This is a genomic window from Vibrio maritimus, from assembly GCF_021441885.1.
Classification (GTDB): domain Bacteria; phylum Pseudomonadota; class Gammaproteobacteria; order Enterobacterales; family Vibrionaceae; genus Vibrio; species Vibrio maritimus_B.
On record NZ_CP090438.1, the window covers coordinates 1790334 to 1807446 of the forward strand.

Below are 17113 nucleotides of genomic sequence, written 5' to 3' on the forward strand. Positions count from 1 at the left end.
GATGAAAATGGTGAGATTGTAGAGACGAGTGCTGGTATTAACGTCATTGAAGTCAATGACCCACCAATAGCCGGGCCAACGTCTTACACGATCAATGAAGACAGTGTTCTAACATTTAGTGAATCACAGGTTCTAGCGAATGCATCTGACATAGAGGGCGACGTATCTCTGGTTGGCATCAGCTACGATGGTCCGGACGGTATCTTCTCTGTCAACGGTGATGGGACTTGTAGTTTTGCACCAAACGAGAACTTCAACGGCGAAGTCCAGCTTAACGTTACGATTAAAGACGAAAGCGGCGCAACGGTCGATACTGTCATTAATGTTGATGTACTTCCTATCAACGATGCACCAGTTTCTGGAGACTTGGCTTACTCAGTCGATGAAGACGGTAGTGTGACATTGTCACAAGAGCAACTTCTGTCACAAGCCTCTGACGTAGAGGGCGATGAGTTAACCGCTTCAAATCTCAGCGCCGGAGATAATGCAACTGTCACTGCGAATGAAGACGGCTCATTTACCATTACACCTGACGCCGACTTCAATGGCGATATCGACCTAAGCTTCGATATTTCTGACGGCACTGATACAACCGTTGCGACTGCTGATCTGACTGTCAATCCGGTTAATGATGCGGCAGTGGTAGAAGATGTCGGCTACACCATCCAAGAAGATGGTTCATTGACGTTTACTGATGAGCAACTACTCGCCGGCGCCTCAGATATTGACGGCGATGATTTATCCGTAGCCGATGTTTCATACGCAGGCACAGACGGTGTATTCACCGACAATGGTGACGGTACCTACACATTCTCACCAAACGAAAACTTCAATGGTGACGTAAACTTAAGCTTCTCTGTTAGCGATGGCACAACGACCACCGAAGCAAACATTGATGTGACTGTTGAGTCTGTCAATGATATTCCAGTGGCCGGTTCAACCACATACTCAGTGAATGAAGACGGAATCATCACAATCTCAGATGATCAGCTTCTAGCGAATAGCTCTGATATTGAAGGCGAGGTGAGTGTAAGCGATGTGTCTTACTCGGGCACCGACGGTATCTTCACGAACAACGGCGATGGTACCTATAGCTTCGCACCAAACGAAAACTTCAATGGAGATGTAGCACTCGATGTAACCATCATCGATCAAGATGGTGCAACGGCAGAGACAACCGCAGGCATTGACGTTATCGCTGTAAATGATGCTCCAGTATCGGGTGATTTAGCCTATGGCGTTGATGAAGATGGTTCGATAACCATCAGTCAAGAACAGCTATTGGCACAAGCATCGGATGTCGAAGGTGATGTGCTCACTGCGGCAAATCTTGAGGCAGGAGACAATGCGACAGTTACGGCGAATGATGATGGCTCATTTACCATCACACCGGATGCCGATTTTAACGGCGATATCGACCTGACTTTTGATATCTCGGATGGCACAGACACCATCGTGGCTAACGCTGATCTCACAGTCAACCCGATAAACGATGCGGCTGTTGTAGAAGATGTCGGCTATACGATTCAAGAGGATGGATCGCTTACCTTTACAGACGAACAGCTATTGGCTGGCGCATCGGATATAGATGGCGATGACCTGTCTGTGGCGGATGTGTCTTATACCGGTACTGATGGTGTCTTCACTGATAATGGCGACGGCACCTATACCTTCTCACCAAACGAAAACTTCAATGGCGAAGTGGACCTAAGCTTCTCAGTAAGTGATGGCACGACTACGACTGAAGCTAATATCGATGTGACGGTTGAGTCGGTAAACGATATTCCTGTGGCAGGTTCAACATCTTACTCTGTAAATGAAGATGGTGTTATTACTATCTCAGACAACCAACTTCTTGCAAACAGCTCTGATGTCGAAGGAGAGGTTGCCGTTGATGATGTCTCTTACTCAGGTTCTGATGGTATCTTCACCGATAACGGCGATGGTACATACAGCTTCGCACCTAACGAGAACTTTAACGGTAATGTGAGCTTAGATGTCGTTGTAGTTGATGAAGACGGCGCGTCAGTTAATACCTCTGCAGGTATAGAAGTCATTGCTGTCAATGACGCTCCAGTCTCTGGTGACCTAGCGTATAGCATTGACGAAGATGGTTCTATCACGCTATCGCAAGAGCAGCTATTGTCACAAGCAAGCGATGTCGATGGTGATGAACTGACAGCTGCAAACCTAAGTGCAGGAGCAAACGCTACAGTCACTGAAAATGAAGATGGTTCATTTACCATCACGCCAGATGAGAACTTCAATGGCAGCATCGACCTAAGCTTCGATATCTCTGACGGCACTGAAACCATAAGTGCGGGCGTGGATTTAACTGTCGATCCTGTCAATGATCTACCAACTACTTCCGATACATCGGCGAGGGTAGATGAAGACCACTCAATTACGATCACTCAAGAACAGTTGTTGGCAAACGCCGCTGATATCGATGGAGATGATTTAACGGCTTCTGATCTCACGGCAGAAAACGCGACTATCGATGATAACGGTGACGGCACATTCACTATTACACCGGATGAAAACTTCAATGGACACATTGATGTAGGCTACAGTATTAGCGATGGTGATACACCAATCGCCGCTAACCTAGGTCTAACCGTCGATCCGGTTAACGACGCACCAATAGTCTCTGCCGATGTAGCCATCACCATTGAAGAAGATGGCTCGTACACCATCACCCAAGAAGAGCTACTGCAGTTTGCGACTGATATCGAAGACGATGATATGACCGCAATCATCGGCGAGCAGGGTGATGACACGACTGTCACTGGTACAGTACTCGATGCTGAAACCAGTAATCCTGTCGTTGGAGCAGAAGTAACGCTCACTGACTCTGCAGGCAACAGCTATACCACAGTAACGGACGAATCAGGTAACTACTCAGTCAGCGGCTCTGTCGTCGACCAAGGTACCGTATCCATTGAACAAGAAGGTTCAATCAGCACCAGCTTTATCGTTCCGGCAGGTGAAGATACTAACGGTGGTGTAACTGCGCTATCGGAAGTGTTGGAAGAAACCGATATGCGTGTTGTGGTCACCTGGGGTGAGCAGCCAACGGATATGGATAATCACCTATGGCTATATGACACAGAGACTGGCGCAGAGCTCGACCACATCTTCTGGGCGGACATGAGCCATGACCTGGGCGAGGGTAACGTTGTCCAACAAGATGTTGATGACGTGAATGGGCATGGTCCAGAAACCATTACTATCCCTAACTATCAAGATGCCAATATGCACTATTCAGTGCATAACTACTCTGACCGCAGTTGGGATGTCGATGGCGTTGAAGATGTACAGGTACAGATCTTTGTAGGTGATACGCTTGTCCAAACCTTTACCCCAGATCTTCCTGATAATCCTACCGGTGATCACTGGCACGTATTCGACATCGTCGATGGTGTAATCGTCCCAAGCCAAGATGTAGGTTCGATGTCTAGCTTCGAGCTTCCTTCGTCAGAAGAAGCAGCGAATGCCGAAAACGGCATCGATATTTCTGAAGTAATGTCGCCAGATAATGATGACGACAATTCCGCAAACGAAGAAGGCAGTAACGAACAAAGTATCAGCGACATTGCTATTGAGAATGCACTTATCACCGACAACGGTGATGGCACCTATACCATTACCCCAGAAGAAAACTTCAATGGTGAGTTCTCGATAAGCTACAACGTGGATGACGGTAATGGTGGTGTTACGCCAGCAGAACTAGACGTCACCGTTACAGCAGCCAATGATGCATCGATCATCTACGATCATGACTACACCATCAACGAAGACGGTTCGCTTACCTTTACCGATGAGCAGCTTCTACAAGGTGCGACGGATATTGATGGTGACGACCTCACTGTTGAATCCGTCAACTACGATGGCGCGGAAGGTGTGTTTACTGACAACGGAGATGGAACCTATACCTTCGCACCAAACGAGAACTTCAACGGTAACGTTGACCTAAGCTATAGCGTTAGCGATGGTACGGACACAGTCACTGCAAACATTGATGTTCAAGTAGTGCCTATTAATGATGTGCCAGTTGCCGGTTCAACAACTTACTCGGTTGAAGAAGACAACTCGATCACTATTACAGACGAGCAATTACTGGCAAATAGCTCTGACGTAGAAGGTGACGTAACCGTTCAAGATGTCTCTTACTCAGGAACAGACGGCGTCTTTGCCGACAATGGAGATGGAACCTATACCTTCACACCAAATGAGAACTTCTCTGGCGATGTCAGTTTCGATGTCACTATTGAGGACTCAGAAGGCGCGACGGCAACCACTACTGCCGGGCTAGATGTCATAGAAGTTAATGACCCACCAATCGCTGGACCAACGTCTTACACCATAAACGAAGATAGCGTGTTGACCTTCAATGAGTCTCAAGTACTGGCAAATGCTTCTGATATCGAGGGAGATGTATCGCTCGTTGGTATTAGCTATGACGGTCCTGATGGTATCTTCACAGTGAACAACGACGGCACTTGTAGCTTTGCTCCAAATGAAAACTTCAATGGTGAAGTGCAGCTTAACGTCACTATTCAAGATGAAGATGGCGCAACAGTAGACACTGTAATCAATGTCGACGTATTGCCGGTTAATGACCTACCAATCGCAGGCACGACTTCATATTCGGTTGATGAAGATGGCGTAATCACATTAAGTGAAGATCAGCTACTAGCGAACAGTACAGATGTTGAGGGCGAGCTTTCAGTCAGCGACTTATCATACTCTGGTGACAACGGTACGCTAACTGCCAATGATGACGGTACCTATAGTTTTGCGCCAAGCGAAAACTTTAGTGGTGACCTCACACTTGATATGACCGTTGTAGATTCAGATGGAGCAACAGCAGAAACCAGCGTCGGCATTGAAGTTCAATCCATTGTTGATATGCCTGAACTGTCGATCACGCCAGATCTTTCTATTACGCCGGATCTTATCCTTGCAACCGACAACTTTGAGTCTGGTTCTGAGGGTTGGAACACGGGCACCGAGAGTTCTCAAGGCTTTGATAGTGGTGATATGCTTGGTCGAATAGGTGGCACGGACGGCGAAGAAGCTGTCAGTAAAACCTATAATATTCCGACTGATGTCGATGAGGTCGATATTTCATTCAGTTTCTATGAAATAGATTCTTGGGATGGAGAATCGTTCCAGATCTTCGTGGGTGGTGAAGAGCTAACATCGTTCGACAATTCTGCATTTAGAACACAAGATGGCACCACAACGCTTTATGACTCAGATGGAAATGAAGTAGGCGAAGTCGTGCATGGCACTTCACAAGGCGAAGGTTTCAGTGGTTGGAATGAACAAGCGCATGAAGTTCACCTCACAGTGCCAATTGAAGACGGACAACTTCAACTCGGTTTTGGTTCGACACTCAACCAAGAGCTAAGAGATGAATCCTTCGGTATCGATAATATCGAGATTTCAGTCGCTAATGCCGACTTCCAAATCATTGGTGTTGAAGACTCGAGTATTCCTATCGAGATTAACGCGAATCTAACCGACACAGATGGCTCCGAAGCACTATCAATCCTCATTGAAAACGTTCCAGAGGATGGCGAGCTTTCCGCAGGTACTGATAACGGTGATGGAACATGGTCACTTGAGCCGGGAGAACTAGAAGGATTGGAGTTCACGCCAGCCGCCGATTTCAGTGGCAGCGTTTCTCTGACGGTGAATGCAACCTCAACAGATCTTAATACTGGTGATACCGCCACTGCCACGGAAGAAGTAAACATCTATGTATCTCCAATCAATGATGGCCCAGAAGCTGAGGATAAGGCTTACACCGTAGAAGAGGATGGTTCGCTTACCTTTACCAATGAGCAATTGCTGGTTGGAGCCACCGATATCGAAGGGGATGACCTGTCGATCGCCGATGTTTCTTATTCGGGAACGGATGGTGTGTTCACCGACAATGGTGATGGAACCTATACCTTCTCTCCAAACGAGAACTTTAATGGCGAAGTCGACATCAGCTTCTCTGTCAGTGATGGAACTGATACGACCCAAGCGAACATAGATGTCACCGTTGACGCGGTGAACGATATACCAGTCGCTGGGTCTACAACGTACTCTGTCAATGAAGATGGCATCATAACAATTTCGGACGCCCAGCTTCTCGCTAATAGTTCAGATGTCGAAGGTGAGGTGAGTGTAAGCGATGTCTCTTACTCAGGTACGGACGGTATCTTTACCGACAATGGTGACGGCACGTATAGCTTCGCTCCAAATGAAAACTTCAACGGAGATGTCTCTCTCGATGTAACAATTGTTGATGAAGATGGTGCCACAGCCGATACAACGGCTGGGATTGAAGTCATTGCTATCAATGATGCACCGGTCTCCGGAGACTTGGCTTACTCTGTCGATGAAGACGGTTCAATCACATTATCTCAAGAACAATTGTTGTCCCAAGCATCCGACGTCGATGGTGATGATCTTACAGCGTCCAATCTAAACGCTGGCGACAACGCCACAGTGACGCAAAATGAAGATGGCTCATTCACTATCACACCAAATGCGGATTTCAATGGCGATATCGATTTAAGCTTCGAAATCTCAGACGGTACAGACACCATCGTTGCTAACGCTGACCTCACAGTTAATCCTGTGAATGATGCTGCTGTGGTAGAAGATGTCGGTTATACCATCGAAGAGGATGGCTCACTTACGTTTACTGACGAGCAATTGCTTGCTGGAGCCTCAGATGTAGACGGTGATAACCTGGTTGTGGCTGATGTGTCATATTCCGGCACTGACGGTATCTTCACTGACAACGGAGACGGTACTTACACCTTTGCACCAAACGAGAACTTCAATGGTGAAGTCGACCTAAGTTTCTCGGTCAGCGACGGCACGACAACGACTGATGCAAACATCGATGTTACTGTTGAATCGGTGAATGATCTTCCAATCGCGGGGTCAACGACGTATTCAGTTGATGAAGACGGCGTCATTACCTTAAGTGAAGCTCAACTACTCGCGAATAGTTCGGATGTAGAAGGCGATCTATCCGTTAGTGATGTGTCTTATAGCGGCGATAACGGAACCTTAACGTCAAACGATGACGGCAGCTATAGTTTCGCGCCGAGCGAAAACTTCAGCGGCGACTTGACGTTGAACATGACCGTGATTGACTCTGACGGTGCCACAGCTGACACGACAGTGGGAATTGAAGTTCAGTCCGTAGTGGATATGCCGGAGCTATCGGTCACGCCTGACTTGTCCATTACTCCAGATTTAATTTTGGCAACCGACAATTTTGAATCGGGTTCTGAAGGGTGGAACGCCGGTACAGAAAGTTCTCAAGGCTTTGATAGCGGAGACATGCTGGGTCGAATTGGTGGCACAGACGGCGAAGAGGCCGTCAGTAAAACCTACAATATTCCTACTGATGTCGATGAAGTCGATATATCGTTCAGCTTCTATGAGATAGATTCTTGGGATGGTGAATCATTCCAGATCTTTGTTGGCGGTGAACCACTAACGTCTTTCGATAACTCCGCATTTAACACGCAAGACGGAACAACCACACTGTATGACTCTGAAGGCAACCAAGTCGGCGAAGTCATTCATGGAAGCGCGCAAGGCGAAGGGTTCAGTCAATGGAACGAGCAATCTCATGAAGTACACCTCACTGTTCCAATCGAGGATGGCCAGTTGCAATTGGGCTTTGGCTCAACGCTAAATCAAGAGCTTAGCGATGAGTCATTTGGCATCGATAACATCGAGATATCTGTCGCTAACGCTGACTTCCAGATCATCGGTGTTGAAGACTCGACGATTCCTATCGAGATCAATGCAAACCTTACCGATACTGATGGCTCCGAAGCTCTGTCGATTCTCATTGAAAATGTACCTGAAGATGGCGAGCTATCAGCTGGTATCAATAATGGAGACGGAACTTGGTCGTTGGAACCACAAGATCTAGCCGGACTTGAATTTACACCTGCGAGTGACTTTAGCGGTAGCGTTTCACTCACTGTAAATGCCACATCCACTGACCTAAACACAGGCGACACAGCAACTGCGACCGAAGAGGTCAATATCTATGTGTCTCCAATCAACGATGGTCCAGAAGCAGAAGACAAAGCCTACACTGTCGAAGAAGATGGTTCGCTAACCTTTACCAATGAACAGCTATTAGTAGGGGCGACGGACATCGAAGGTGACGACTTGTCTATAGCTGATGTTTCGTATTCTGGCACTGATGGTGTGTTTACCGATAATGGCGACGGCACCTATACCTTCGCACCAAATGAAAACTTCAGTGGCAACGTTGAACTGCTGTTCGAGGTATCGGACGGTAAAGATGTTACTCCTGCAACCATTGACGTCACCGTTACTGAGGTTAACGATGCGCCTGTTGCTGGCTCAACGTCTTACAGCGTTGACGAAGATAATGTACTCACATTCAGTAATGAACAGCTTCTCGCTAACAGCTCCGATATCGAAGGCGAAGTAGCGGTTAGTGATGTGAGTTACTCCGGCTCAGATGGCATATTCACCGATAACGGTGATGGTACCTACAGCTTTGCACCGAACGAGAACTTCAATGGTGATGTATCACTCGATGTTAGCGTTGTTGATGAAAGCGGAGAAATCGTCAATACAAGCGCAGACATAGAAGTGATCGCGGTTAATGATGCTCCGGTCACTGGAGATTTGTCTTACTCAGTCAGTGAAGATGGATCAATTACTCTGTCGCAAGAGCAGCTTTTATCGCAAGCATCTGACATCGACGGAGATGACTTGACAGCGACCGACCTTAGTGCCGGAGATAATGCGACCGTTACTGCTAATGAAGATGGTTCATTTACCATTACTCCCGATGCGGATTTCAACGGCGATATTGACTTAACCTTCAATATCTCTGATGGAACGGATACGATCGTAGCAAATGCAGATCTCACTGTTAATCCAGAGAATGATGCAGCGGTTGTTGAAGATGTGGGTTACACCATTCAAGAAGATGGCTCGTTAACCTTTACTGATGAACAGCTTCTTGCTGGCGCATCCGATATTGATGGCGACGACTTATCAGTTGCTGATGTCAGTTATTCTGGTACAGAAGGCGTATTCACTGATAACGGTGACGGTACTTATACCTTCGCGCCAAACGAGAACTTCAACGGTGAAGTGGACTTAAGCTTCTCAGTAAGCGACGGTACAACCACCACAGAAGCCAACATTGATGTGACGGTTGAGTCGGTTAACGACATTCCTGTTGCGGGTTCTACTACTTACTCAGTGAATGAAGACGGCATAATCACTATCTCTGACGAGCAACTTCTAGCGAACAGCTCGGATGTAGAAGGTGAAGTCGCTGTTGATGATGTGTCCTACTCAGGTACAGACGGTATCTTCACTGATAACGGCGATGGTACTTACAGCTTCGCACCAAATGAGAATTTCAACGGCAACGTTTCTCTTGACGTGACCGTTGCTGATGAAGATGGTGCAACGGCAGAAACTACGGCAGGTATTGACGTCATCGCAGTGAACGATGCACCAGTCTCAGGTGACTTAGCTTACTCGGTTGACGAAGACGGCTCTATCACGCTGACTCAAGAGCAACTTCTGTCACAAGCAAGTGATGTGGACGGTGATGATCTGACGGCCGCTAACTTGTCAGCAGGTGACAATGCTACAGTTACTGCCAACGAAGACGGATCATTCACTATTACTCCCGATGCGGACTTCAATGGTGACATTGACCTCAGCTTCGACATTTCTGATGGCATCGACACCATCGTCGCCAATGCAGATTTGACTGTGAATCCAGTGAATGACGCAGCGGTTGTTGAAGATGTGGGTTACACCATCCAGGAAGATGGCTCGTTGACCTTTACTGATGAGCAACTTCTAGCAGGTGCATCCGATATTGATGGTGACGACCTATCCGTTGCTGATGTTAGCTACTCAGGCACGGAAGGTGTGTTCACCGACAATGGTGATGGCACTTATACCTTTGCACCAAACGAGAACTTCAACGGTGAAGTGGACCTAAGCTTCTCAGTAAGTGACGGTACAACCACCACAGAAGCTAACATTGATGTGACGGTTGAGTCGGTAAACGACATTCCTGTGGCCGGTTCTACCACATACTCAGTCAATGAAGACGGCATAATCACTATCTCTGACGACCAATTGCTTGCTAACTCAAGTGATATCGAAGGCGAGGTGAGCGTCAACGATGTGTCTTACTCAGGCACTGACGGTATCTTCACTGATAACGGTGACGGTACATACAGCTTCGCGCCAAACGAAAACTTCAACGGCAACGTATCGCTTGATGTGTCTGTTGTTGATAAAGACGGTGCAACAGCGGATACCACAGCGGGTATTGACGTCATCGCAGTGAACGACGCACCAGTCTCAGGTGACCTAGCTTACTCAGTTGATGAAGATGGCTCAATTACTCTGACTCAAGAGCAGTTGCTGTCTCAAGCTAACGATGTAGATGGCGATGATCTGACAGCTGCTAACCTAAGCGCAGGTGACAATGCTACGGTAACGGCCAACGAAGACGGTTCATTCACCATCACACCAGACGCAGACTTCAATGGCGACATTGACCTCAGCTTCGATATCTCTGATGGCACCGACACCATCGTGGCCAACGCAGACCTGACTGTAAACCCTGTCAACGATGCAGCAGTTGTGGAAGATGTGGGTTACACCATCCAAGAAGATGGCTCGTTGACCTTTACTGATGAGCAACTTCTAGCAGGTGCATCCGATATTGATGGTGACGACCTATCAGTTGCTGATGTTAGCTACTCAGGCACAGAAGGTGTGTTCACCGACAATGGTGATGGCACTTATACCTTTGCGCCAAACGAGAACTTTAATGGTGACGTAGACCTAAGCTTCTCAGTAAGCGATGGTACGACCACCACAGAAGCTAATATTGATGTGACGGTTGAGTCGGTCAACGACATTCCTGTTGCCGGTTCTACCACATACTCAGTGAATGAAGACGGTATCATCACTATCTCTGACGACCAATTGCTTGCTAACTCAAGTGATGTGGAAGGCGAGGTGAGTGTCAGCGATGTTTCTTACTCGGGTACAGACGGCATCTTTACCGATAACGGTGATGGAACCTACAGCTTCGCTCCGAACGAAAACTTCAACGGTAACGTATCTCTAGATGTGACTGTCGCTGACGAAGATGGTGCAACAGCAGAGACCACCGCTGGTATTGATGTTATCGCAGTTAACGATGCACCGGTTTCAGGTGACCTGGCTTACTCAGTTGATGAAGATGGCTCGATTACTCTGACTCAAGAGCAATTGTTATCGCAAGCGAGTGATGCGGACGGCGAAGATCTCACTGCGGCTAACCTAAGCGCAGGTGATAACGCAACGGTTACGGCTAACGAAGACGGTTCATTCACCATCACACCAGACGCGGACTTCAATGGCGACATTGACCTTAGCTTCGATATTTCTGATGGTACCGACACCATCGTCGCGAATGCAGACCTGACTGTAAACCCAGTGAATGATGCAGCGGTTGTGGAAGATGTGGGTTACACCATCCAAGAAGACGGTTCGTTAACCTTTACTGATGAGCAGCTTCTCGCTGGTGCATCAGATATTGACGGGGACGACCTATCAGTCGCTGACGTTAGCTACTCTGGTACAGAAGGTGTGTTCACAGACAACGGTGACGGCACTTATACCTTTGCACCAAACGAGAACTTCAATGGAGAAGTTGACTTAAGCTTCTCGGTTAGTGATGGCACAACCACAACAGAAGCCAACATTGATGTGACTGTAGAGTCCGTCAACGATATTCCTGTTGCAGGTTCTACCACATACTCCGTCAATGAAGACGGCATCATCACTATCTCTGACGACCAATTGCTTGCTAACTCAAGTGATGTGGAAGGCGAGGTAAGTGTCAGCGATGTTTCTTACGCTGGCACAGACGGTATCTTCACTGACAACGGTGATGGCACCTACAGCTTTGCACCAAACGAAAACTTCAACGGTAGCGTATCACTTGATGTGACAGTTGTTGACGAAGATGGTGCAACGGCAGACACCACCGCAGGAATTGATGTCATCGCAGTCAACGATGCACCAGTTTCAGGTGACTTAGCTTACTCAGTTGACGAAGATGGTTCGATTACTCTGACTCAAGAGCAACTTCTGTCTCAAGCGAGTGATGTGGACGGAGATGATCTAACAGCAGCTAACCTAAGCGCGGGTGATAACGCCACAGTCACTGCCAACGAAGACGGCTCATTCACCATTACGCCTGACGCGGACTTCAATGGCGACATTGACCTCAGCTTCGACATCTCTGATGGCACCGATACCATCGTCGCCAATGCAGACCTTACTGTAAATCCAGTGAATGACGCCGCGGTTGTGGAAGATGTGGGTTACACCATCCAAGAAGACGGTTCGTTGACCTTTACTGACGAACAACTTCTTGCAGGTGCATCGGATATTGATGGCGACGAGCTATCTGTTGCGGATGTTAGCTACTCAGGTACAGAAGGTGTGTTCACCGATAATGGTGATGGTACGTATACCTTCGCTCCAAACGAGAACTTCAACGGTGAAGTCGACTTAAGTTTCTCAGTAAGCGACGGTACAACCACCACAGAAGCTAACATTGATGTGACGGTTGAGTCGGTTAACGACATTCCTGTTGCGGGTTCTACTACTTACTCAGTGAATGAAGACGGTATTATTACCATCTCTGACGAGCAACTTCTAGCGAACAGCTCGGATGTAGAAGGTGAAGTCGCTGTTGATGATGTGTCTTACTCAGGTACAGACGGTATCTTCACTGATAACGGCGATGGTACTTACAGCTTCGCACCAAACGAAAACTTTAACGGCAATGTATCGCTTGATGTGACGGTTGTTGATGAAGACGGTGCAACGGCAGAAACTACGGCAGGCATTGACGTTATTGCTGTGAACGATGCGCCTGTCTCAGGTGATCTAGCATACTCCGTTGACGAAGACGGTTCGATAACTCTGACTCAAGAGCAGTTGCTGTCTCAAGCTAACGATGTAGATGGCGATGATCTGACAGCTGCTAACCTAAGCGCAGGTGACAATGCTACGGTAACGGCCAACGAAGACGGTTCATTCACCATCACACCAGACGCAGACTTCAATGGCGACATTGACCTCAGCTTCGATATCTCTGATGGCACCGACACCATCGTGGCCAACGCAGACCTGACTGTAAACCCTGTCAACGATGCAGCAGTTGTGGAAGATGTGGGTTACACCATCCAAGAAGATGGCTCGTTGACCTTTACTGATGAGCAACTTCTAGCAGGTGCATCCGATATTGATGGTGACGACCTATCAGTTGCTGATGTTAGCTACTCAGGCACAGAAGGTGTGTTCACCGACAATGGTGATGGCACTTATACCTTTGCGCCAAACGAGAACTTTAATGGTGACGTAGACCTAAGCTTCTCAGTAAGCGATGGTACGACCACCACAGAAGCTAATATTGATGTGACGGTTGAGTCGGTCAACGACATTCCTGTTGCCGGTTCTACCACATACTCAGTGAATGAAGACGGTATCATCACTATCTCTGACGACCAATTGCTTGCTAACTCAAGTGATGTGGAAGGCGAGGTGAGTGTCAGCGATGTTTCTTACTCGGGTACAGACGGCATCTTTACCGATAACGGTGATGGAACTTACAGCTTTGCGCCAAACGAAAACTTCAACGGTAACGTATCGCTTGATGTAACGGTTGTAGATGAAGACGGTGCAACGGCAGAGACCACTGCAGGCATTGACGTCATTGCAGTCAACGATGCGCCAGTTTCAGGTGGCTTGGCTTACTCAGTTGACGAAGATGGTTCTATTACGCTGACTCAAGATCAATTGCTATCGCAAGCAGGGGACGTCGATGGAGATGCACTAACTGCATCGAACCTCAGCGCGGGAGACAACGCAACAGTAACGGACAATGGCGATGGTAGCTTTACTATTACGCCAGATGCCAATTTCAACGGAGATATCGACCTTAACTTTGATATCTCTGATGGAGCAGAAACGATCGTTGCAAACGCTGATCTTACGGTCAATCCGGTAAATGACGCTGCAACATCGGATCCTGTGAGTCTTGCAGGTGTAGAAGACAACGCCATCATCATTTCTCAAGAAGATTTGTTGATGCATGCTCAAGACATTGATGGAGACGACCTAACCGCGAAAGATCTATCTATCGATGAATCGTTTGGTTCACTGGTTGATAATACTGATGGCACTTGGACATTCACACCAACGGAAAACTTCAACGGCGACGTTCCATTCAACTTTAACGTTGATGACGGTACTGAACTGACACCTGTTCAAGGCAACATCGACATTGCTGCTGTTAACGATGAACCTCAGGCACCTGCAATCGAAATGCAGGGAGAAGAAGACCAAGTTATGGTCATCGATCCTGAATTCATCTTGGCACAAGCAAGTGATTTAGATGGCGATGAACTCACACTTGAAAGTATCAGTGTTAAGTCACCACAAAATGCGCAATTGCAACAGCAACCGGATGGTATGTATCACCTCGTTACTTCACAAGATTTCAACGGATTAGTTGAACTGGCTTACGAAATCACAGATGGAGAAGCGACGGCAGAAGGCTCGTTAAATGTTGATGTCATTCCTGTAAATGATGCTCCATTTGCAGATGGAAACGCCTTCTTAACGACCAATGAGGATGGGGCATTTACCTTCGATTCATCCGATATGCTCGACCTGTTTGGTGATATAGACACAGAAAGCCTAGTTATTTCACGAATCATCATGCCAGATGGTGAAGATGCCGGTGATCTGAATGACAACGGTGATGGTACCTGGACATTCACACCAACGGGTGATTTCGCCGGAACGTCAGGGCTTCAAGTTATCGCTTCAGATGGAGAGTTTGAAACCTCACTCGATGTTCCTGTCTTTGTTCGTCCAGTCGCGGATGGAGCCGTTATTACAACAGATCATGACGGTCCATTGGTGTTCTCTGAAGATTCAACCGGTCACTTAGGGCTTAACGTTGACCTCATTGATGATTCGGAAATGCTCAGCAACTTGGTTATGACTGGTTTCCCTGTCGGGTTTGAAGTAAGCGATGGTGAAAATACTGTCATTATTACAGAGCCTGGACAAATGATCAGTATCACCAACTGGAACATAGACGATCTACAGTTAACACCACCTGAAGACTTCTCTGGAAACTTCTTCGTAACTGTTAGTGCAACCACGGTTGACTATGGTGACGAACCGTTGCCAGAACCAGAAGGTAGTGAAATTGCAGGCGACTTTGATACAACGCTAGGCGAACCAATTATCCTCACAGAAGAAGACTTGATTGGCATGGCACAAAACATCGACGCTAATGATGATGACGCTATCCAGATGGTTCACTTAGTTGATCCTAACCAAGGCTCGATGGTTGACAATGGTGACGGTACCTGGACCTTTAGTCCGGCCGATGGCTTTACAGGCGAAGTAGACTTTGCGTATGTCGTTGAACGTGATGGTATTCTTCATGATGAACAAAGCACTATTGGTGTTCATGAAAATGAAGGACAAATCACCGATGGACCGCAGATTGAATCAATCGCTTCTGCTAGTGTGGAGGAAAGTGAACCACTTAACTTCACCGATAGCGATATGCTTAGCACCTTGAGCTCCGAATCTGGAGAAATGAGTATTGAATCCGTTACATTGCTTGAAGGTGAAGGGCTAATTGAATCTGACGGGCAGGGTGGTTATCAATTCACCCCAGCTGAAGGATACACTGGAAGTGCTCAAATCGGCTTTGTCGCGAGTGATGGTGAGAACAGTGTCGAAAGCCACTTCAATATCAATGTAGACGAGCAAGAACCTTCAACGGTTGAAGCGCTAAGTCAAGCGGATGATGGTTCGGTTAGCATCAGTGGCGAACAAGTGCTTTCAAGTCTTGATGTCGCGGACGATGCAAGCTTATCTGATCTTAGCTATACAGGCGACGAAGGCGCACTAGTTCCTGCAGGAGACGATCAATGGACATTCTGGCCAGACTCTGAGTTTAGCGGTGATATCCCACTGGAAGCAACAGTTCAATCTGGTGGCGAAGAGCAAACTCTAACTACAACGATGAACGTTGAGACTGCACCTGAATCGACAGAAGCAACTCCTGAGCAAGCGACGGCTGAAACAGAAACTACGCAAGAATCTGTAGAAGCTTCAGCAAGCGACGATTCAGCCACATCAGATGACGAAGCCGCTGACATGACAGCTGCGCCAGGCGATGATGTCAGTCTATCAATTCCTGATGAGGTAGCTTCAGCAGAAGGTGTTGAACAGGTTGAACTATCGGGTATTCCAGATGGTGCATCTGTGAGTGGAGCGCTAGATAATGGCGATGGTACTTACACGGTATCTGGTGACTTGTCACAACCGGTCACGATGTCGCTGGGTGATTCGTTTGAAGGTGAAGCAGAGATCTCGTTCCAAGGTGTGGATGAACTTGATACTCCAATAGATGGCGCTTCGGCAACAACAACAATTGAAGTTGATGACCAATATGCGATGCAAGCGAGTAGCCAAACTCCAGCAGATACGTCAGGTCTACAAGATGCAGGTGGCAGCGGCGATTGGACATCTGGGGACAACACAGATACTGGTGTTGACTTTACAGATGACTCGGGAAGCTTCGGTCATGATGATCAATCATCAGGAGGCAGTCAACACGACTTTGACGATAACAACTTCTAGTGAGTAATTGATAAAAGCTAGAGTCATAAAGCCCATGTGAATTGTTGAAATGATCATGGGCTTTTTCTAATAGTCACAATTACTAATCTCTGATTAAGTAATGTGATTATTAGGTATTTTATGGTAAATCATGATTATCGTTAAATACGATGATGAAATGAGGGAATAGTGGCAAGGAGAACATAGATTTCAAGCTAACGCACATTCAATTTAACATAAGATAGATAATACGCACTAAATCTGTAAGCGCAAAGTTGTAATGTCACTATTTACCAAAGTTAAAATGTCTCTTTAGCTCGTGGTCACTAAGCTTTACTTACAACCAGCT

At 47.2% G+C, this 17113-nt stretch carries 1 protein-coding gene (running past one end of the window); it reads left to right on the top strand.

Annotated elements, in window-relative coordinates; genetic code table 11:
• Positions 1-16785 carry the 3' portion of a tandem-95 repeat protein gene (locus LY387_RS08185; protein WP_234496023.1) on the top strand. Its footprint begins 12297 nt before the window's first position, so only the last 16785 of its 29082 coding nucleotides appear in the window; its start codon lies beyond the left edge, outside the window; it ends in the stop codon at positions 16783-16785.
• Positions 16786-17113: the final 328 nt, after the last annotated feature.